The sequence below is a fragment of the Bacillus kexueae genome (assembly GCF_022809095.1).
Taxonomy (GTDB): domain Bacteria; phylum Bacillota; class Bacilli; order Bacillales; family Aeribacillaceae; genus Bacillus_BZ; species Bacillus_BZ kexueae.
On record NZ_JALAZE010000001.1, the window covers coordinates 433,300 to 455,269 of the forward strand.

Genomic DNA, 21,970 nt, shown 5'->3' on the forward strand with positions numbered 1-21,970 from the left:
TCTTCACACTGTCTCAAAAGGCACGGAAACCGGCTTACTTATTCAAATGCGGTCGATGATTTAAAAAGTTTTCGTAGGCGAATCCTCTTACCTGCTCTTCTGAAAAGTGCTTCAGCAATTCTTCGATAAGCGCTTGCGTTTTTCCAGCATCCTCAAGTCCTACTACTTTCTCATCAATGCCATCAAAGTCTGAGCCAAGTCCGATCTGGCCTTCTCCACCTAATGCGCACAAATGGTCGATATGTTTAACGATGTCTGAAAGCGTCGCGTTGCCATCTTTTCGAAGAAAATATGGGTGATAGACGACGTGAATTAGACCACCTTTTTCAAACATGGCCTTGATTTGTTCATCTGTTAAATTACGCGGATGATCACATAAAGCACGGGCATTACTGTGACTTGCTATTGGATAATCGGCAAGCTCCATCACATCCCAAAAAGAGCGTTCGCATAAATGGGAAACGTCCGTCAACACATTCTGTTCATTATTCAGTTTCACGATGTTTTTTCCAAGAAGCGTTAAACCTGCTCCACGGGGCTCTAGGGCACCATCTGCCGCTAAATTCGCATAATTCCATGTAAGACCAACGCTCATGACCCCAAGTTCATACAAAATTCGAAGCTTGCTTAAATTGTTACCGATCGGGTCAACTCCTTCAAGCGTTAGCATCGCGCCAATCTCCCCATCTTTTAACGTATCAAAGTCTTCCCACCGCTTAATATGTTTCATCTCGCTATTTTTTCCGAGCACCTCTTGGTAAAAAGTATCAATCTGAGTCAAGGCCGCTTGAAACTTTTCATCAGCTCGCACTTCCGGCTCGATAAAAATCGCGTAGCTTTGAACCTTAATTTTTCCTTCTCGTAATCTCTTTTTATTTGTATCTAGTTCTTCAGCTGAATCATAGGATAGCTTCCGTTTTGATTCGGCTAACTTCCATAATGCATCACAATGTAAATCAATGACGTTCATGGATCGTTTCTCCTTTTGCTACTTGCTGAAAGGCAGCATATAATGTAGACGTTACAGCCCCTACTTTCCCACTTCCGATGGTATTCCCTTCTACTTCAACGACCGGTAACACTTCCGCCGTCGTACTCGTGATAAAGACTTCATCTGCTTTTAACAGCTCAGTCGTCGTCACGTTTTTTTCGACAAACGGGATATTTAATCGATTTACCAATTGTTTCACAGCTATTCGCGTAATCCCTGGTAAAATATTTTCAGTTAACGGCGTGGTGTAAATGGCCCCATCTTTTACGATAAATACGTTGGAGCTTGTTCCTTCCGTTACATACCCCTCTTTGTGCATGATTGCTTCAAAGCATCCTTTTTCAAATGCTTCTTGCTTCGCTAAAATATTAGGTAATAAGTTAAGTGACTTTATAAAGCATTTTGCCCACCGTTCATCCGGATGAAAAATCGCTCTGACCCCGTTTTCACGGTTTTCTTTCGGCATTTCTTTTGCCGGCTTCACCGTCATGGTAATGGATACAGGCGCATTCGGAAATAAATGATTGCGCGGGGCAATTCCTCGAGTAATTTGCAAATACACATCGCAATTTCGTAAACCAGAGCGGCTGATGCCTTCTTGAATAAGCTCTTCGTACGTTTCTACGTTCTCGTCTATCTTTAATTTGATCGCTTTTCCACTTTGAATCAGTCTTTCAATATGCTCTTTTAACATGAAAGGTTTTCCATCATATACACGAATTACTTCGTACACGCCATCGCCAAACTGATGCCCCCGTTCATCAATCGGAATTACTTTTTCATCTAAATCAATAAACGTTCCATTGCTATAAGCTATTGCCATGTAGATCCTCTCCTTTTTATTGATGTCGTACGTAGGCGACATTTCCATTTGTAATCGTCATTTCAATATTTGTATGAACGATGTCATCATCTTTTTCAAGTTCCAATATATTTTCGGATAAAACCGTCAAGTCTGCATATTTTCCACGAGCGAGTGTTCCTTTTACATTCTCTTCATTCGTTGCAATCGCACCACCCATTGTATACAACTGAATAGCCTCCATACGACTCAACTTCTCATTTGGAATATATCCTTCATGTGATTCTTCTATTTTTCTCCTCGTCACCGCAGCGTGAATGCCAAGTAATGGGTCAACTGGCTCGATTGGTGCATCTGAACCACCTGCACAAAGCACTCCCATTTGAAGCATCGTTCGGAAAGGATACGCAAATTGGGCACGTTTTTTTCCGATGCGCTCTTCAATCCACGGAAAATCACTAACAATAAAACGAGGTTGAATATCAACTACTAGGCTATTTTTTGCTAGTCGAGGAATTAACGCTTCTCGTAAAATAGAAGCATGAATGATTCGGTCTCGTTTTTCAACTGAAGGGAATTGGTCTAACATATTCAGCACATTTTCCACTGCTTGGTCCCCAATTGTATGCACGGCAACCGGAAAATGGTGGGCACGAATCTTCCGAAAAATCTCCAAAAGCTCCGCTTCCGTATGAATCGCATTCCCACACTGTTCGTTCGCATCTTCATACGGTTCGGATAAGAGAGCCGTACGCCTTCCAAGCGCCCCATCAGCAAACAATTTAATCGCTCCAATCGTGAGCCACTCAGATCCATATCCCGTGTACATGTTTCGATCTACTAATTCTTCCAAAAATGGATAATCAATGAGCAAATTTGTTCGAATACCAACTTGCTCTTGATTCAACAGCTCATCGTATAAACGATACGTCTGGTCAAATCCACCTAAATAGAGCGGGTCATTTGTATGTAAGGAAGTTAACCCTAAAGATAAACAATAGTTCATCGCTTTTTTGAGCGCGTGTTTAATTTGCTCATAGCTTTTTGACGGAATATGCTTTGTAAACAACGTGGATGCAGTCTCTAAAATGAGTCCCGTCGGCTCTTTCTGAGCATTACGAACAATTTCTCCTCCTTGTGGTGGCGTCGTATGTTCATCAACTTGACAAATCGAAAAGGCCAATTGATTCGCTAAAAACGCATGCCCACACACTCTTCCTAAAAATAGTGGGTTTTGTGGAGATACGTGATCTAACTCCTCCATCGTTGGGATTGATTTATCTGGAAATAAATTCTCATCCCAGCCTCGCCCCGTAATCCACTCGCCCTCCTGTAAACGATCCGCTTCCTCCTTTATCTTGTTTAACATTTCGTCTTTCGAACGAACTCCCGTTAAATCAAGCTCTAAAAAAGGCGTAATCACTCCGGATAGATGTAAGTGACTATCAATCAAACCCGGAATCGCAGTCTTCCCATGTAAATCAATCGTATTCGTAATATGTATTCCGTGTTGAAGCTTCATGTCCTCATACGTACCGAGATCGATTATCTTCCCGTTTTCGCAAACAAGCGCTTCCACTTGATGTTCTTTTGCATTGAAGGTCAAAATTTGACCATTTGTTATGAGCGTTCGCATACACTCGCCCCCATTTCGGCGTTGTTTACCATGTATTATGTACTATTTCACCACTTAAAGACAAAACTTTCAAGCAATTTTGATTGTGAAGTTTAAAAGTTATTCTTTTGAGAGGAGGGTGCTCGGGAGTTCTGAAGGTTTGTTCATTAGATTGGTATGTTTTATTCATCAGTTCTGCGAGTTCATTCTTCAATTTCATATGCTTTATTCATCAGTTCCGCGAGTTTATTCTTCACTTTCCCACCCCTTATTCATCAGTTCCACAAGTTTATTCATCACTTTCATATTCTTTATTCATCAGTTCCGCCATTTTATTCATCACTTTCTCACCCTTTATTCATCAGTTCCACGAGTTTATTCATCACTTTCATATGCTTTATTCATCAGTTCCGCCATTTTATCCTTCACTTTCCCACCCTTTATTCATCAGTTCGGCCACTTTATCCTTCACTTTCTCACCTTTTATTCATCAGTTCGGCCACTCTTTTCAGAGTTCCGCCATTTTATTCATCACTTTCTCACCCTTTATTCATCAGTTCCACGACTTTATTCATCACTTCGACGCGACCACAAAGAAATATCCATTTCAAAAAAAAATACACCCCATCAAGAGGTGTATTTTTTACTCTTCCACTAACGGTGATTGGATGTAATGGTAGAGAAGGTTTTCTGTATGTTTTAATGATGTTTCGTGTGTGCGTTCGAATGCGTGTGAGGCATCGATTCCCGGTCCAATTAATCCGTGCTTGACGTCAAAGCCCGCACGAATGGCAGCGGAAGCGTCGGATCCATAGTATGGATAGATGTCCACTTTGTACTCGATTTGATTGTCTTGTGCGAGTTGCACGAGATGTTTTCTTAGTCCGTAATGGTACGGTCCGCTCGAGTCTTTGGCACAGATTGAAACGGTGTATTCGTCTGACATTTGACCATCCCCGATGGCGCCCATGTCAACTGCTACATACTCAACAGTTTCTCCCGGAATATTTGAATTGCCCCCATAGCCAATTTCTTCATTGTTTGAAATTAAAAAGTGAGTGGTGTATGGAAGGGTGATATGCTCTTTTTGAATTCGATTAATCAATTGCAATAGAATGGCAACGCTCGCTTTATCATCTAAGTGACGGGATTTGATATAGCCGCTCTCTGTTCGTTGGACTCGAGGATCGAACGAGACGAAATCACCAACTTCAATGCCTAATGCTCGTACTTCTTCAGCCGAATGAACCCGTTCATCGATTCGCACTTCAATATTTTCATCGTTTCGTTCACGTTTTCCAGCATCTTTATAAACATGTACGCTCGTTTGATGCATTAAAATGGTCCCAGAGTATGTTTTCCCGGAAGCTGTTTCGATTTCACAATATTCACCTTCCACCGCATTCCAGCGGAAACCACCAATCATCGAAAGCTTCAAGCGGCCATTTGCTTTAATTTCTTTTACCATCGCTCCAAGCGTATCAACGTGCGCTGTTAACAGACGGTGTTTTGTATCGTCATTTCCTCGAACGGTAATGATCAACCCACCTTTGTGATTGCGCTTCTTTTCTACTTGCCAGTCTTTTATATATTCTTCAATAAATGAGATGATTTTGTTTGTATTGCCTGATGGGCTATGAATGGACACGAGCTTTTGAATCAATTCCATCGTTTCTTTCATGAAAAAAATCCCCCTATTCATCAATCTTTTCTTAGTATAACAAATAAAGTGGTAGTGAAAATAGATGAAGGTCAGTAAGGGGTTGGTCTTTCGGGGACTTGAGAAGAACTTACAATTCCATCTGTTTTTGAATTCGGTGAATAATTAATTCGTTTTTCACTGTTTTTTCCGCGAGTAATTCAATATCATGCTTTTGTGCGTGGGTAAGGCCCGTGTGGATGTCTACTTTTTGTTCAAGACGTTCGAATTTGTGTTCAACGTTTTCGATTCGGTCTTCGATGTGGTTCATTCGCGTTTCCATATTGTCCATTCTAAACTCAACTCTGTCCATTCTCATTTCTATGTTACTCATTCGCTCTTCTATACGATCCATTCGTGCTTCCATGTTACTCATCCGCTCTTCCATGCTATCCATTCGTGCTTCCATGTTACTCATTCGCTCTTCTATGCTATCCATTCGTGCTTCCATGTTACTCATTCGCTCTTCCATACTGTCCATTCGTGCTTCCATCTTGTCCATACGAGCTAAAATCTCTTCCTTTGTTTCTATTAAGTCTTGGGAGAGTTCTTTTACGCTTAATAGTATTTGCTTTAACAACGTTTCCATTTCGATCACCTCCGCTATCATTTTATCATATGAAAATAAGTTGTAGACCGATTTTATATGGTAAATTTTAACTAAACCTGTTAAGATATAGATTTATAAAATCATTAGAAATTTGAGGTGAAATCGTGGATACACCAGTAACAGCCATTATTCTACTAATCATACTTATTTCCGTTTTACTTTTTAAAAGAAAAGATTATGGAAGTATAAAAGTTTCCGTTAAAAGATTAATTTTAGGCTTCCTCTTCACTCTCATTTCAATTCAAGTCATCTTGTTTTTCATTTTGTAATTGGCGACACTTCCAATATAAGAAACATACATGATTTTACACTCACACCCCGGACATGAAAATTTATTCTCCCCGGGGTTTCCTTTCTCCTATCATGATCGATCATTCAGCCCATAGGTAATTTTTATTTTCACAGAAAAAGCGCAAAGCGCAAGTCCTTAGGCGAAGGGCGCTGGAGGACCTGCGATGAGGTTTCAGTGGCCACAGCAGGGCCGAAGCAACCCGAGCTGATAGAGCTTGGAGCTAGACACCAAAAAAACTGAAAAGAGAACACTTTATTGAACTTAAACTTTCTGTAACAATAAAAACTAAAAGTGCTAAAAAGCTGGTAGAACCAACTTCTTAGCACTTTATTACATACTAACCTTTTCCTTTAATGCTTTACGCGCACGATGGAGCCTCGTTTTAACCGCACTTTTCGATACATTTAGTACCTTTTCAATTTCTTTTTCTTTCAATCCTTGTTTATATTTTAGTTCAAGTATTTGGCGATAGTCTGGCTTTAATGTCGCTAATTGTTCCTCGATTTGCTCTTTTAGTAAAAGTGCCTCAACCTCTTCTTCGATCGTAAGGTGAAAGGTCTCGTCGTATAAAACCATTTCATTCACTTCATAAGTTGGATTCCGTTTTTCTTTACGCAGCAGATCAATGGCTGTTCGTGTCGTAATCGTTTGAATCCAAGCATTTATTCGCTCAACGTTGGAAAGCTGGTCGAGATGGTGAAATATTTTCATAAACGTCTCTTGTAATACATCCTCCGCTAAAAACGCATCTCGGGTAATTGACATCGCTACTTGGTACACTTTGGAATGAAAGGATTGATATAAGTGTTGAAATAAATCTTCCTCTACTGATTCAGCTAACATTTGACAACCCTCATTGTAACATTTCTTTTAAATCTTCTGGTATCGTCGTTTCATCGTAAGCACGTACCATGACTGGATATTGCCTATCACTATACGGATAAAAGCCGACGTAATACAATTCACCGGAAATCCCTATCTCATACGGGTCGGTTGTATGTTCCATTGCGTGTGCAATTAGTTGTTTGTCAGTAACTTTCACAAAAAAGTCGTACTCTTCCCCGTTAAAAAAAACGTTTTCCATGTAAAATCTTTCATCTTCTATCATTTGCAAATCAGACTCTTTGGCAACGAAAAGGTGAGAGACTTTTTCAGCTTTTTCAAGAGCTGTTCCTTTAAATCCATTTGATTCTAGCCATTTAGTAAATTGTTTGAAACGTTCCGTACCGTCAATACCGATAACATCCCCGTTATTTAACGTGAACGTGGTGTAGTTTTTATAAGCATCCATGTGGATAACGTCATAGTCCACCTCTTGAATGTCCTTTTGCAACATTGTAACAGCTTCTTCGATCATGCCTGGATCGGTTATTACGTGTTTTTCATATGTGATGTCATGTTCTTCAATCGTAATTCTATCGACTGCTTTCGGATCAACTTTATAGATTTTAAATTGTTTTTCTTTATACTCTTCTGTCGCATAAATGGCATTCAATTCTTCTTTAAACATATGAGAGTTCGAGAGAGCGTAATTACGAATCATCGTTTCACCGTTTTTCAACTTATAATGAATATTAACTTCTTCATAAGAAGAGCCTTGTTTTGTCGGTGTTTTTACAATTTCGCTATGAAGATTGTAAATGGCTTCAATGGCTTCTTCTGAGTCATATTCATAATGACGCTTTAAATTTTCCTCCGTTTCGTATAGATACGGACCGAAATATACATGGTCAATTTCCTCTAATGCCGGCACCTTTTTCTCATAACCAGTAAAATCGAAATGTAAGCCGATGAACACGATGGACATGACGAATGCGTAGACAAGATATCCTTTAATCGCCCCGAATACACGCCAAGACTTTTGTAAAATCATTTCGGCAATAAAGTAACCAATAATGGAAAACCAAAAGTAGCCAAAGTAAACCCAAAGCGAGTCACTACTTCGCTCGACTTCTATGAAATACATCCCGCCTAGCAACATAAAGCAGAACGTCACACCATATTTAAAGACAGGTTTTAATTGGTGAAACGCGATGGCATGTGAAGCCGATTCAAGCTTACGTTTGCGGTATAGAATAATACTTAAACCGATAAATAGTACAAGTAAGATGAAACCAATGGCCACTTCACTCGTCTTTATAGGTGAGTTGAATAACATAGCTAAACGGCTAAGCGGAGAATATCGCTCGATCTCTTCAAAGATGAAATAATTGGCCGGAAATCCGTAAAACCAATTTTGTAAGTTCAAAAAGAGAAGAATGCTAAACCCAACAGGGAAAAACAGAAAGATATAAGTTAAAATCCCTTGAACCGCCGAAATCCCTGTCAACATCGAAATGAACACACTTGCAAAAAACAGTACCATTAAAAACAACCAAATGGTCCCAAACCATTCGGCAATTTCACCGAATGAAAGAAAAGAAGAAATGTCAAACACTTGTGTGAGCACGACTAAAATGACTGCATTCACGAGTAATGGGACCGTTAAAAAAATCACTCCGCTAAATGCTTTTTGAACAAATATCTTTTCCCGCTTAATAGGAAATGCATGAATAAGCTCTGCTTGTTCCTTTACATGAATAAATCGGAATAAGAAAATTGCAAGCAAAATTGGTACGATAAAGTAAATTAACACTTGAAAAAACCAGTTAATCTGAAATGGGTCGGTAAACGACGCTGCCAAATCAGCTTTTGTATACCGATGATCATTTGACAGAACGAACATGATTTTAACCGGCATGATAAAAAATAAGGCAATTGTATAAAGAAGGCTAATCCAGCCAACGCTTCGAAAATCAAGGATTAATAACTCTCGATTAAACCAAGATGTTTTTGATGGCATAGCCGACTTCCCCCATTTCATAAATAAAAATTTCTTCGAGCGATAGCGGCAATAAGTCAAACAGAACTGGCTTATGCACGTTCATATGAGATAAAATATCCTCTTCTTCTCCTCTAACGATGTAAAGCATGACACTCCCCCTCGCTTCTGTATAAAGCACGTTAAACGCTTCGAAAAAGTCAGGAGGAACTTCACCTTTAAAGGCCACTTGAACTTTATGAATATCGCTTTTCAACTCATCTAAGTCCCGTTCAAATAACATCGTTCCATGATGTAAAACGCCGATGTAATCACAAAAGTCTTCTACTTCACGCAAATTGTGAGAAGAGACGAGTACCGTCATTTCACGCTCCGCTACATCTTGTAAAATTAAATTTTTTACTTTTCTTCGCATCACTGGGTCAAGCCCATCAAATGGCTCATCTAAAATGAGCACGTCCGGCTTCGTAGATAGCGCAAGCCAAAACGCTACTTGACGCTGCATCCCTTTTGAAAACCGCTGAATTTTTTTATGGATATCGAGTTCAAATACTTCTTGTAAAGCTTGGAATCGCTCCTCGTCCCACTGGTGATACAAGTTTTTATACACATTCGCCATTTGTCGCACCGTGTAGTGCGCAAAAAAAGACGGGAAATCAGATAAAAACATGACGCGATCCTTTAAGGCTTCATTTTCGTATATGGATTGCTCATTAATTGATACAACGCCTTTGTCTTCTTTATAAAGTCCCGCTAAAATCTTTAAAAGCGTTGTTTTTCCAGCTCCGTTCGTTCCAAGGAGACCATAAATCGAGCCACGCTTTATATGTAAATCTACACATTTTAGCGCGTCCATCCCTTCGAATGTTTTCGAAACTCCTTTCACTTCAATCATCGCTTCGTCCCCCTTCCACTTCATCAAGCAAGATGAGGATGTCTTCTTTCTTCATCCCTAAATAAAGAGCTTCTTGAAACTTTTTTCTTAGATCGTTTTTCAGCTTTTCTATTTCTTCTTTGTTCACTTCCTCTGACAATGGCTGAACAAAGTTACCCCTTCCTTGCACCGAGTAAATAAATCCTTGACGTTCCAACTCACGGTACGCTTTTTGAATCGTGTTTGGGTTAATCGTTAACTGCTGGGCAAGCGCACGCACTGATGGAAGCTTTTCATCTGCAACAAGCACTTCGCTCATAATCAGCTCTTTAAATTTATCGACGAGCTGCTCATAAATCGGCTTCCGGCTGCGCAAATCTAAATCGAACATAGAGACACCCCTTCCGTGTCACAAGTGTACTATTATTTTTAATACAGTTACATTATATCCGCTTAAACTTGAAAAGGGAAGTAGAAGTTAGGAATTTTATAAACTTCGTGATATGAAAAGTGCAAAGCGCAAGTCCTTGGCCGAAGCGACCCGAGCTGATGGCGCTTGGGGCTAGACACCAAAAAAACGGTAAAGAGAATACTTTAACACCTTATTGAACTTAAACTTTCTGTAACATCAAAAAAAGCTTGGGATCCCCAAGCTCTAAAACTGTACTAATTTTTATTAACTTACGCGCTCGTTCAAAATAGAATTAACAATTTTTCGGGTCAGCTTTCCTACGAAGAAAGCAATTATAACGTATCCACTAACACGATAATCCTCTCCTAACTTCGTTCACCTACCAATTTTTTCACTATTCATACTCCACATGATCAAGCTCCACACCTAAAATCTTTTCATTTGAATCACTTGGTATCGATTCACAGCCGTCTATTTCAATCGTTTCTTCATTCGGATAGTGATACACGATGGTTCCTTTTGAAAACTTCTTTTGATTTTGATACTCTACAACATCTGGCGTATGGAAGGCAAATTCATCATTTACTACTGGATTCGCTTCCCCTTCGTAGTAAATCAGAATGTCTCCCGTTACGAATATTTGATTTTTTAACGAAAACATGTAGCTGCTCCTCTTATTCACATTGAGTAACACGAGGTCACCTAAGACGACAACGTCTTTTGATGTATTAATTGTAGAAGAACCAGCCTTTTGATTAATAATTAAATCTCCACCAATGGTCATGCCACCGCTCCCGTTTTGTATGTCCATTCCGCCATTTGCGTATAACGAACCACCGGTTATAATCGATCCATTTTTTAATCCAAGTCGATTATGAACATATAGATGTTGACCGACTTGAAAATCTCCATAGGAGTTGGTTCCACTTTTCAACGTAGCATTTCCACATGCTTTTAGCTCCGAATTATTATGCGTATTTAATTGTCCTTGAACAAACAAGTGGCCATTGATATTCATTTCGGTATTTTGTCCAAGTTCTAAGTAATGAAAGTGACCGAATCCATCGATGTCCATTTTCGTATTTTCAATTTCGAAGGAATTTTTCGCATATAAGTCTCCACTGGAGAATTCGGTATTTTTTAGCGTTCCACCGTTTTGCAAATAAACATAATCCGAAAACGTTAATGTAGCATTTTTCCCGTCAATCCAATTTTCTGCATAGAAGGATGTAGAAGAAAAGTCAGTATGATCAAACTTCACCCAATTATACGCTTCAGTCGGACCGTTAATGGAGAAAGAAGACTGTGTTAACGTTAAACTATTTTTGGTAAAAAGTCCCTTCGAGGAAAAAGTATCATGTGAAAACGTCCCACCGTTTTGAAGAGTACTGACGTCATCAAATTGGTAGGTTGATTGACTCGAATCCACCCAGCCTTGGCTGTAAAATTCGTTAGCCTTTATGGAGCTATTTTGAATCTTTGAACCGTTCTTAAAGATAAGGTTATCATGGATATCCACGTTTTCTTTTTTCCAGTTCACATATTGCGATTCGGTAACGCCTGTTAGCGGCATAGACGGATACGTTTCCCTTTCTGTTAACCACGGATACTCCGACTCATCCAACCAATAATCAGAAGCATCTTCCAGCCAATCCAGTTCGTCACCACCAATGCTTGCACTTTGTAATTGGAATGTCGCTTCTAACGTCTTCTCTTTTCTTTCATCCGTTCCCGTTATCACAAATGGGAGTTCAAGCCCACCGTCGTAATTGCCGTCATCAAATTGAATTGTAAACGTTTTTTCTTCGCCAATTTGAATCGGCTGTGTTAATTCCTGTTTCAACGAATGAACTAAGTTTAATACAAACGTTTCTACATCCCCTGTCGGCTCATTTTTTTCCATGTACGATTCGATGTATTCTTCCACATATTTGACCCCGTATTCCGCTAAGTACGTCGCTTCATACGTGGAGGAGGTTTGTTCCCGTTGTTTAGCTGTCGAAATGGTTTGCGCAAGCAAGACCGTTCCAAGCGTGACTAAAATGGTTAAGGATAGCAGCACGATTATGAGCGCTGAACCCCGTTCGTTTTGCATTACTCACTCCTCCTTTGCTTCTGTTAAACGGGATATTTTCGATTGAAAGGTAAAGGAATCGGTTCGTTTATCTTCCGTATTCGTAAAGGTTACTTCTAAATCGACGATTTTATTTTCAGGAAGTGTCGTATTAATGATAAGTGGTTGCTCTTGTTGTGAGATGAAAAGATCCACCGTATACGGAGAGGTGTCAACTTCATATGTCTCCAAACCGTTTTGAATTTGAATAATTCCACTTTCATCGATTGATACGGTGTACGTAATACTCGTTTGGTGGACGTCTGTTAGCAAAGCCATCAAATAATTCGCCTTTTGCCTTGCCTCTTCTTTCGTTTGTTGATAGTCGATTCGCTCTACCACTTGAATGAGCACTTGGTAAAAAAGTGTAATAAAAAGCATGAAGATTGTCATCGTAGCCAAAACTTCCACTAAAGTAATGCCTCTTTCATTTTTGATCCACTTCATGAGGACACCTCGATTAACCCATACGTTTCGGTTCGTTTTTTGCCAGATTGATAGATTTCAATTTTCACTTCGTAGGCAGGTGTTTCATTTTGAATCGCAGGAACTTCATCGACAACAAGACGCACTTCAAACTGATCACTCTCAAAAAAAGATCCTTCTTCACAAATATAAGGAAAGCTTCCAGCTTGAAATGATTGCACCCCACACGCCGAATAAAGCGAATGGGGATTTCCGCGTAATTCATCTAAGACAAGACGCACATAACTCGTTGCTTCCATCGCTTCTTCATTTTTTTTCGTAAACAAGGAAGATTGAATAAAAAAAGAGGCAAAGAGACTCAACACGACCGTTAAAATCGCGACCGCAGCTAATAATTCAATGAGCGTCATACCTTTTTCATTATTTTTCCATTCTCTCATACTTTTCTCCAGTCAAAAAAATAGTCAAATTTAACTAAATATTAACAACAAATCTATTTTATCATGATTTATTTTATTATAGAATGATACTGTCGACCTTATTAAATGAAATTATTTCCAAAAAATACATAGGTCAAGGTGAGAAATGAAAAACATTCGCATACTAGTTTTATGTATATCTTTAATATTAACAGGTTGTGCTTATCTCCCTCTTCAAAATACCTTCGAAAACAATACGTACCTTTCAAACGTACGCATTGAAGGAATGACGGAAGAAGAAGTGAAAGCGATGCTAGCATCAAAAATAGAAGATTGGAAGCAACAGTCTACCATTACGTTAATCTATCAAAATAAAAGCTTCACTTTACCATCAAGCGTATACACCTTTTATATTGATAAAACAATATCTCAATTGCAAAATAATAGACAAAACGATCTTATCGTGTCGCTCGATACTCAAATCCTACGAGAATGGCTACAGCAGGAGTTAATGCCTTCACAATATGGGTCCATCCAATTCAAAAAGTTGGAACAAGACCTCATACAAATCGTGCAAAAACTCGATGATGGGGACATTTACATGAACGTAAAGGAATATGTGGATGAATCAAGTTTAGAGACTGTTGCTTCATCAAGGATCATCGTCCCGCTTGAAATGACGGATTTTGTGACAAGCTTCGTTGAAGCGCACGAACAAATTTCCATCACAGGCTACGAAACGTTCTCTCTTCATTCTTGGGTGGAATTGAGCACTGTTTCAGGCACCGATGAGGAATGGAGTTTTCTCGGAACAGCTATGTATAAAGTCATCTTGCAGTCTAACTTTCAGATATTAAAGCGAACAGCTCATCGAATATTACCGACTTATGCAACACTCGGCCAAGATGTAAAAGTGACAGCAAGTGACTACGACTTTGTTTTTCACAACCCAAATGAGGAAAATTATGCATTCCAATTTGAACAAGACGGCGATCGTCTTTACATTGATTTAATTGGACAACCTTTTAAGCATACGTATAAAGTAGAAGTGGATAATATTGAGTATCATGAAGTCAATCCGGTTGTTCGCTATACAGATGATATGGACACTGGCATTTACTATGTGGAACAAAAAGGCTATGCAGCCGTTTCGTTGGACGTTTATCGTATTATATATGGAGAGAACGGAGAATTGTCTAAAAAAGAAAAGGTCTCTCATGAATTTTATCCTGCGGTATCAGGCATTGAAGTTCACGGGACACGAGAAGTAGCAGAAGTAAATCCAGTCGAAGAACAACTGGAAGAAGGACAATTATCTATCGTCACGGAGGATGAATTTAAAATATATATCGAAGAAATTGTAGAAGAAGCAATGGAGCAATCTGAGGAACATAAGGTGGTGAATGAGTCATGAGTCAATCAAAACCGCTTCGTTTAGGGGATTTGCTCGTTCAAAGCCGAAAGATTACGGAAGAGCAATTACACCAAGCCCTACAAGAAAAAGAACAAGGCCAAAAGCTAGGAGACGTTTTATTACAAAAGGGATATATTACCGAACTTCAGCTCGTTGAGGAACTCGAATTTCAGCTTGGCATTCAGCATGTGAGTCTTTACAATTATCCATTTGACACTTCATTAGTGAAGATTGTTTCAAAAGAGTTTGCTAAGCGGAACTTAGTCATTCCGTTAAAGAAAGAGTCTGGAAAATTGTATGTCGCGATGGCGGACCCAATGGATTATTTCGCTATCAATGACTTGCGACTTTCGACTGGGTTTACGATCGAGCCTGTCATTGCAACAAAAGACGATATTTACAGAAGCTTGAACAAACTATATGACATCGAGGACTTTGACGAAGAGTGGATGGCCAATAACGCCATGGCCAATGCGGCAAATACGAATGTAGAAGATGAGGATTCACCGATCGTCAAGCTCGTCAACCAATTGATACAACGAGCAATAACGCAAAATGCAAGCGACATTCACATTGACCCGCATGAACAGAAATTGGTCGTCCGATTTCGCGTAGACGGAACACTTCGAACAGAAAGACAGCTACCAAAACAAGTGCAAGACCATTTAACGACACGCTTAAAAATTATGGCCAACTTAAATATAACGGAGCAACGACTGCCCCAAGATGGTCGAATTAAAATTGATATCGATTTCCGAAAGGTTGACCTACGTGTAAGTACCCTTCCAACCATTTACGGTGAAAAAATGGTTATTCGCATTCTTGATTTCGGCTCAACGATTAATGATATCGAGCAACTCGGCTTTTCCCCAAACAACTTAATGTTGTTCAAAAAAATGATAGAGCGCCCTCATGGCATCATTTTAATTACAGGGCCGACCGGAAGCGGGAAGACGTCGACGATGTATTCAGCACTCAATATTTTAAATGAGGAAAGTCATAACATTATTACAATTGAAGATCCTGTTGAATATCAAATAGACGGAATCAACCAAATTCAAATCAACCCGAAAATTGGCTTGACATTCGCAGCTGGTCTACGGGCCATCCTCCGACAAGATCCAAACATTATCATGATTGGAGAAATTCGTGATTTAGAGACTGCGGAAATGGCTATTCGAGCCGCGATGACTGGTCACCTCGTCTTTTCAACGTTACACACGAATGATTCCATCGGAACAATTGGTCGCTTGAAAGATTTAGGTGTTGAGCCATTTTTAATCGGCTCTTCATTAAGCGGCGTCGTTTCGCAACGCCTCATTCGCAAAATTTGTCGTGATTGCAAAGAAAAAGTCGAAGCGAGCATGCGAGAAAAGCAAATTTTTGCCCGCTATGGTATCGAAATCGAATTCGTCTACCGCGGGAAAGGTTGCCCGACTTGCAACATGACAGGCTATAAAGGACGTACGGCTATCCACGAAGTATTGGAAATTACAGAAGAGATTCGTAACGCTATATTAAATGTATCGCCGATGAGTGACATTCGTTCACTCGCCCTTCAAAACGGTTTAACCTTCCTTATTCAAGATGGATTGTTAAAAGTAATGGAGGGAATTACGACGACCGAAGAAATTTTACGAGTGGCAATAGAATAGAGGGATTAACATGAAAGAGCTAATACATTCCATTTTAACTCGAGCACAATCGCTTAAAGCATCGGATGTTCATTTATCAACCAATATGAAACCGATATTCCGCATTCACGGTAAACTCCGTCACGATGAGGGCATTCCCCTTTCAGAAGACGAATTAATGGATTCATTAAAAGCTGTAATGGGACAAGAATTAGTTGATCACTTCGAACGAAATGGTGAAGTGGATTTTTCTTATGAACTGGAGAACGTATCGCGCTTCCGTTTCAATGTCTACAAAAAACGTGGTGGAACGTCTGCAGCGATTCGTTTAATTCCGAATACCGTGCCGGCAATTGACGATTTGCGCTTACCGGCTATACTAAAGCGAGTTGCCGAAAAGCCACAAGGACTCGTGCTCGTCACGGGCCCTACAGGAAGCGGTAAGTCGACAACACTCGCTTCCATGATTGACTACATTAATCGAACCGAAGCGAAACATATTATTACGCTAGAAGATCCAATTGAATATGTGCATAATAATATCCATTCCATTATTGATCAGCGTGAAGTGGGCACAGACACTTTACAGTTTTCGACTGGGTTACGGGCAGCACTACGCCAAGATCCGGATGTCATTTTAGTTGGTGAGATGCGTGATTTAGAAACGATTACAACTGCAATTTCAGCTGCGGAAACGGGTCACTTAGTATTTGGAACGCTTCATACAATGAGCGCACCGGCAACCATTGAGAGAATTGTTGACGTGTTCCCTGCCAGCCAACAAGAACAGATTCGATACCAGCTCGCCACTGTTCTCGTGTCTATTATTTCTCAGCGTCTTTTCCCGCTCCAAAACGGAAGGGGAAGAATCGCTGCTACAGAAATTCTAGTCAATAACAATAGCGTCAGCAACTTGATTCGGAATCAAAAATTACACCAAATTCCAAACGTCATCCAAACGTCGAAAGAGCATGGAATGCAAACGATGCAAATGCACGTTAAAGAATTAATGAAAGACGGCCTGGTAGCTTATGAATCAATTCGCCACATGTTAGAGGAGAATGGAAATGCCCCAATTTAATTACGAAGCGCGAGACCGACGAGGAAAAATTCATAAAGGCGTGCTCGAAGCGGCGTCAAAACAAGTTTTAGCAACGAAATTAAAGGAAAGTGGCTTGCGCTTATTACAGGCTGAGCAGAAGAAGGAATCGATCTGGTCAAAGGAGATTTATATCGGTAACCCAGTGAAACCGATTGATTTCATCGTTTTTTTACGACAATTTGCCATTCTTATTCGCTCGGGCGTTTCCATCGTAGAAGGAACGAGTATACTTGGGGCACAAACAGAAAGTAAAGTGTTAAAAAAAGCGTTGGCTCAAATTGAAGTTGAATTGCGGGAAGGCTCTTCCCTTTCATCTGCTTGCAAAAAGCACTCACACATCTTCAGCCCTCTTTTCGTCAACATGTTGATGGCTGGGGAAACGAGCGGAACGATGGACACGACGTTAGAGCGATTAGCCGACTATTACGATAAACAATATCGGACGAGGAAAAAACTTCAATCAGCGCTTACATATCCAATTGTTATTGGAATAATTACCCTTTTTATCGTGACCTTTTTACTAACCTATGTTATTCCAACATTTGAGGATTTGTTTGTTCAGTTTGATAGCGAACTACCTTTCATCACATCAGCGATTATTGCCATTAGCGACTGGTTAATGAATAACATCCTTTTTGTTTTGCTCATTATCGTTCTATTGTTCGTCATTTTTTTACTAATTTTTTACAATAAATCTACAAGAATCTACATTGATTATGCTATAATGAAAATGCCTTTAATAGGTAAATTGTATCAAAAAGCACTCATCGCACGCTTTACACGAACGTTCGGTTCGTTACTGGAGAATTCCGTTCCGATACTTGAATCGCTCATCCTATCGGAGCGCATTGTCGGAAACTTAATAGTGTCGGACGTCTTACAAAAAGCAAGGCGTTCACTTGAAACAGGAAATTCCTTAACCGAACCGATGAAAAAACATTGGATCATCCCCCCTCTCGTCATTCAAATGATGGCCATTGGGGAGAAAACCGGTTCACTCGATTACATGCTTCAAAAAGCCGCGGACTTTTACGAAGCAGAAGTCGAAACCGCCACAGATCAATTCAAAGCGATGCTTGAACCGATGATGATTGTATTCCTTGCCGTAATCGTTGGAACCATTGTCCTTGCAATTGTCGTTCCAATGTTTACTATATTTAATACCATACAATAATTAAAGGAGGAGAAACGAAAAATGTTCAAAAAACATCTAAACAACGAACGCGGTTTAACACTAGTTGAATTACTAGCTGTTATTGTCATCTTAGGTATTATTGCAGCGGTTGCTGTACCTGCAATTGGCAACATTATTGAAAATTCGAAAGTAGACGGAGCCAAAGCAGATGCAATTGCTATGTTAAATGCTGCCAAGCTTTATGAATTAGATGGAGGTACTATTGATTCCGACGGAGTAACTTCCAGTGAATTGAGCAACTACCTTGAAACAGCAGGAACTGAGTGGGAAACTGGTGAACCAGTTGTTACTAAAGACAGTAGCGGAACTTTAGTAATTACAGGGACAGCTACAGGAGCCTCTCAAAATGTTGAATTCACAAATGCTAGCATTGCCGACATTAATAATCATAAAAGTGGAAAAGACGGATATTCCATTGGAGCTGCTTCTAGCGGTAGTTAATAATAAATTGCAAAGCGTGGTGACATCGCCACGCTTTTTCCAAATATTGAGCAGTAAGGAGTCTATGCATGTTGTTCGTTTATTTGTATACCTTTCTTGTCGGCATAACGTTCGGTTCATTTTTTAATGTGGTCGGGATGCGGGTTCCAAATAAAAAGTCCATTGTCCACCCTCGCTCTTCATGCCCACATTGTCATACTGTGCTTTCTTGGAAAGAGCTGATCCCCATCGTTTCATATGTTTGGCAAAGGGGCCGTTGCCGAAATTGCGAGAGCAACATTACGCTCTTCTACCCAGCATTTGAAGCACTTACAGGCTTGTTGTTTGTCTTTTCTCTTTATAAAATAGGATTTGAGCTTGAACTCGTTGTGGCACTTACATTCGTGTCGCTTTTAATCATTATCACGGTTAGTGATTTGTCATATATGCTCATCCCGAATCGAATACTTCTATTCTTTTTTATCCTATTTTTAATAGAACGAATGCTCATCCCTCTTTCCCCTATATATGATTCTCTTCTCGGTAGCTTCGTAGGATTTGCATTATTGTATGTGATTGCCGTTATTAGTAAAGGTGGAATGGGAGGTGGCGATATTAAATTATTTGCCGTAATCGGGCTTGTTCTTGGTACGAAAGATGTCTTGCTTGCCTTTTTTATCGCAACGATTGTTGGAACCTTGTTTAGCCTCTTCGGGATGATATCGAAAAAGCTAACGAGAAAATCCGCCATCCCATTCGGACCATTTATTAGCCTCGGCGCACTTGTTGCTTATTTTTACGGCGATTCGATAATTCAGTGGTATGTGCAAATACTATAAAGGTGAATGCTATGAAAATTACTTCTCTCTTTTCAAAATCAAATGTAGCAAATTTAGAGATTAAAGATGATGTTATTCGCTTTGTCGAGGTGAAACAAACGAATCCAATTTTCGTTTCCCACCACGGTGAGTATTATTTAGAACCCGGCATAATCGAGCAAGGTCGGATCATCGATGAAGAAGCGTTTACGTCAGCGCTATCGTCTTGTATTCAAAGCTGGAATTTAAAACGAAAGGACGTCCGTTTTCTCCTCCCCGACGCTTCAGTCGTCGTGCGTGTTGTCGACGTACCTATTGACGTTCCGAATGATGAAATCGTTGGTCACTTATATTTTGAACTCGATCAGTCGATTCATTTACCCTTTGATTCTCCTATTATTGATGGAACATTCCTTTATGAAACAAACGAAACGAAGAAAGTGTTGTTAGTTGCAGCGCCAGAAGCAGTCGTCAACACGATTGCTAACAAACTAAAAGAATTACGTACAAACCCGGTTGTGGCTGACATTTCACCATTTAGCCAATACCGATTATTTCATCATTATGAACTTACTTCACAAGATGAACATTATTTGTTGATTCAACTCAATATGCAGTCGATAACGGTAAGCATTTTTGATGATGAGCGACCATCGTTCATGCAGCAATTCCCGATTCCATACGGGGAAGGTATATGGAATCCAATGCGGTCCGAAACTGGTCATACACTTGATTTCAGCACGACAAACGAATTCGACATTGTATCGGCGGTTCAAGACATATACATTGAAATTGAACGAATTTTGCGATTCTATCAATTTTCATTGCATAATGGCAATCAAGAAATTACGAGTATCTTGTTAACAGGCGATCATCCATTTCTTACAACTATCCAACAAGAAATGCGAGACCGCTTTTCATTACCAATCATCACCATTCCAAATGAAGTCATTTTACCAACTCCTTTAGAACCGAAATGGTTTAACGCTTTAGGCTTAGCTGTGAGAGAGGGAAACTAATGTTAATCGAAATCAATTTACTCCAAAAGAAAGAACCAAAAAAGAAAGCTATCCTTTTCTATATCTTATTTCTTGTCGTCATCACTCTCATTTTAGGGATTGCGCTTTTTTCCCAATATCGAGAAGTGACAACCGACATCAAATCTATCGATCAGCAACTAACAGCCATTCAAATAGAGCAAAAGGAGTTTGAAACCAACACAAAGACTGAATCACCTACGGTCCAAAAAATTAACGAGCTTAAAACATTCACAGATATAGCGAAATCCAATCAGCTTGATACGGTCGATTTACTAACAAGACTTTCAAAATTACTGCCGACAGAAAGCTACTTTACCGACTTCCAATTAAGCGGGAATGTGATGAACGTCACGGTTCATATTCAAAAAGAAATGGATGCAGCATTTTATTACCGTCATCTTCTAAACGAGAGTTGGATTGAAAACGTCATTCTCGAACAAGTCGTCGCAAACCGTACCGGGGAAGAAGAAACGGAAAATCAGTTATCGACATATGTTGCTTCGTATAAGATCATGATTGATCGAATGACGTTAAAAGAATTACAAAAGGAGGCGTCCGAATGAACCTCCAGCTAACAAAAAAACAAACAATCTATGTAAGCGTGACTGTAATGGTCATCATCATCGTAACACTCCTCCTTCAGTTTCTTTGGATTCATCCATTGAAGGAAACGAGAGCACTAAAAGAGGAAACATTAGCAATCGAAAAAAAAGTGTTGGAAGCACTTCAAGAAGCACCAACTCCTCCATCGATTGCGGAGCAAACATCCTATGCGTTACAAAAGCAAGTACCCGTTCAACCACTTTATGATCAATTATTTGCCGAACTAGAAGAAGCAAAAACCGTATCGGGTACGATTATCGAAAACTATGAAGTCGTAACATCGGAGGATGAAGAAAATAGTGAGTTAGAGGATATCGAAAATATTGGACTTTCTTTTCAAACAAAAAATGAATTACCCGCTGAAACCTCGACTTCGGCTCACACTTTAGAAAAAGCTTCCATGACCGTCGTCGTTCATGCAGACAATTATGAAGAAATGACACAGTTCATTGAAAGCTTGGAAGCGAGTGAACGAATCATCATCGTAGAGAATTTATCGTACATCGATAACGACGCCGACTACTTTTCTTTTGAACTTACCTTCTCTGGTTACTACGCAACTGGGATGGAAGAATTAATCGACGAATCACCTCGAATTGATATCGAAGCGCCAAGCGAAAAAACAAACCCACTAGAAAAAAATGAAAGCAGACAATGATGTTCAAGACGG

21 protein-coding genes are annotated in these 21,970 nt (G+C 39.7%); 9 read left to right on the forward strand and 12 right to left on the reverse strand.

The window, feature by feature from the left end:
- Positions 1-34 precede the first annotated feature (34 nt).
- The 12 genes from ML543_RS02315 to ML543_RS02370 all read right to left on the reverse strand — a co-directional run bounded on the left by ML543_RS02315 (position 35) and on the right by ML543_RS02370 (position 13,095).
- A complete protein-coding gene (locus ML543_RS02315) occupies positions 35-970 on the reverse strand; it encodes a dipeptidase (protein ID WP_243385526.1) in 936 nt (311 codons plus the stop codon).
- Positions 957-1,814, reverse strand: coding sequence for a D-amino-acid transaminase (gene dat, locus ML543_RS02320; RefSeq protein ID WP_243385527.1), 858 nt, complete (start codon positions 1,812-1,814; stop codon positions 957-959). The genes ML543_RS02315 and dat overlap by 14 nt, the downstream gene beginning before the upstream one ends.
- Before the next feature lie 16 nt (positions 1,815-1,830).
- The gene (locus tag ML543_RS02325; RefSeq protein ID WP_243385528.1) at positions 1,831-3,429 is read right to left on the reverse strand and encodes an amidohydrolase; all 1,599 of its coding nucleotides are present in this window, start codon (positions 3,427-3,429) and stop codon (positions 1,831-1,833) included.
- Positions 3,430-4,051: 622 nt separating this feature from the next.
- Entirely contained in the window at positions 4,052-5,089 is a 1,038-nt protein-coding gene (locus ML543_RS02330; RefSeq protein WP_243385529.1) for a M42 family metallopeptidase, read from the reverse strand.
- A gap of 109 nt (positions 5,090-5,198) precedes the next feature.
- Positions 5,199-5,696 (reverse strand): coiled-coil domain-containing protein, encoded by a 498-nt coding sequence (locus ML543_RS02335; RefSeq protein ID WP_243385530.1) that lies wholly within the window; start codon positions 5,694-5,696, stop codon positions 5,199-5,201.
- A 643-nt stretch (positions 5,697-6,339) separates the two neighbouring features.
- The gene (locus ML543_RS02340) at positions 6,340-6,852 is read right to left on the reverse strand and encodes an RNA polymerase sigma factor (RefSeq protein ID WP_243385531.1); all 513 of its coding nucleotides are present in this window, start codon (positions 6,850-6,852) and stop codon (positions 6,340-6,342) included.
- Between the two features lie 10 nt (positions 6,853-6,862).
- Positions 6,863-8,851 carry a DUF6449 domain-containing protein gene (locus ML543_RS02345; RefSeq protein ID WP_243385532.1) on the reverse strand — a complete coding sequence of 663 codons (1,989 nt, stop codon included), beginning with the start codon at positions 8,849-8,851 and terminating at the stop codon, positions 6,863-6,865.
- On the reverse strand, positions 8,826-9,725 hold the full coding sequence (locus ML543_RS02350; protein ID WP_243385533.1) for an ABC transporter ATP-binding protein: 900 nt from the start codon (positions 9,723-9,725) through the stop codon (positions 8,826-8,828). The genes ML543_RS02345 and ML543_RS02350 overlap by 26 nt, the downstream gene beginning before the upstream one ends.
- Positions 9,718-10,095 (reverse strand): GntR family transcriptional regulator, encoded by a 378-nt coding sequence (locus ML543_RS02355; RefSeq protein ID WP_243385534.1) that lies wholly within the window; start codon positions 10,093-10,095, stop codon positions 9,718-9,720. Before ML543_RS02355 ends, ML543_RS02350 begins: the two co-directional genes overlap by 8 nt.
- A gap of 415 nt (positions 10,096-10,510) precedes the next feature.
- Positions 10,511-12,211: a pilus assembly PilX N-terminal domain-containing protein gene (locus tag ML543_RS02360; protein ID WP_243385535.1), complete on the reverse strand. Its 1,701-nt coding sequence runs from the start codon at positions 12,209-12,211 to the stop codon at positions 10,511-10,513.
- 3 nt (positions 12,212-12,214) lie between these two features.
- Positions 12,215-12,676, reverse strand: a complete 462-nt coding sequence (locus ML543_RS02365; protein WP_243385536.1) for a type II secretion system protein — start codon at positions 12,674-12,676, stop codon at positions 12,215-12,217.
- The gene (locus ML543_RS02370; protein ID WP_243385537.1) at positions 12,673-13,095 is read right to left on the reverse strand and encodes a type IV pilus modification PilV family protein; all 423 of its coding nucleotides are present in this window, start codon (positions 13,093-13,095) and stop codon (positions 12,673-12,675) included. Before ML543_RS02370 ends, ML543_RS02365 begins: the two co-directional genes overlap by 4 nt.
- Positions 13,096-13,240: 145 nt before the next feature.
- On the opposite strand from ML543_RS02370, the gene ML543_RS02375 reads away from it, so the two are divergent.
- The 9 genes from ML543_RS02375 to ML543_RS02415 all read left to right on the forward strand — a co-directional run bounded on the left by ML543_RS02375 (position 13,241) and on the right by ML543_RS02415 (position 21,958).
- A complete protein-coding gene (locus ML543_RS02375) occupies positions 13,241-14,488 on the forward strand; it encodes a VanW family protein (protein ID WP_243385538.1) in 1,248 nt (415 codons plus the stop codon).
- Positions 14,485-16,143, forward strand: coding sequence for a GspE/PulE family protein (locus ML543_RS02380; RefSeq protein WP_243385539.1), 1,659 nt, complete (start codon positions 14,485-14,487; stop codon positions 16,141-16,143). The genes ML543_RS02375 and ML543_RS02380 overlap by 4 nt, the downstream gene beginning before the upstream one ends.
- Positions 16,144-16,153: 10 nt before the next feature.
- On the forward strand, positions 16,154-17,203 hold the full coding sequence (locus ML543_RS02385; protein WP_243385540.1) for a type IV pilus twitching motility protein PilT: 1,050 nt from the start codon (positions 16,154-16,156) through the stop codon (positions 17,201-17,203).
- Positions 17,190-18,398, forward strand: a complete 1,209-nt coding sequence (locus tag ML543_RS02390; protein WP_243385541.1) for a type II secretion system F family protein — start codon at positions 17,190-17,192, stop codon at positions 18,396-18,398. The genes ML543_RS02385 and ML543_RS02390 overlap by 14 nt, the downstream gene beginning before the upstream one ends.
- A gap of 21 nt (positions 18,399-18,419) precedes the next feature.
- A complete protein-coding gene (locus ML543_RS02395) occupies positions 18,420-18,860 on the forward strand; it encodes a type II secretion system protein (protein WP_243385542.1) in 441 nt (146 codons plus the stop codon).
- A gap of 68 nt (positions 18,861-18,928) precedes the next feature.
- On the forward strand, positions 18,929-19,678 hold the full coding sequence (locus ML543_RS02400) for a prepilin peptidase (RefSeq protein WP_243385543.1): 750 nt from the start codon (positions 18,929-18,931) through the stop codon (positions 19,676-19,678).
- An 11-nt stretch (positions 19,679-19,689) separates the two neighbouring features.
- Complete coding sequence (gene pilM / locus ML543_RS02405) at positions 19,690-20,676, forward strand: type IV pilus biogenesis protein PilM (RefSeq protein WP_243385544.1); 987 nt, start codon at positions 19,690-19,692, stop codon at positions 20,674-20,676.
- Positions 20,676-21,260, forward strand: a complete 585-nt coding sequence (locus ML543_RS02410) for a PilN domain-containing protein (protein WP_243385545.1) — start codon at positions 20,676-20,678, stop codon at positions 21,258-21,260. Before pilM ends, ML543_RS02410 begins: the two co-directional genes overlap by 1 nt.
- Positions 21,257-21,958, forward strand: a complete 702-nt coding sequence (locus ML543_RS02415; protein WP_243385546.1) for a hypothetical protein — start codon at positions 21,257-21,259, stop codon at positions 21,956-21,958. Before ML543_RS02410 ends, ML543_RS02415 begins: the two co-directional genes overlap by 4 nt.
- Positions 21,959-21,970 lie beyond the last annotated feature (12 nt).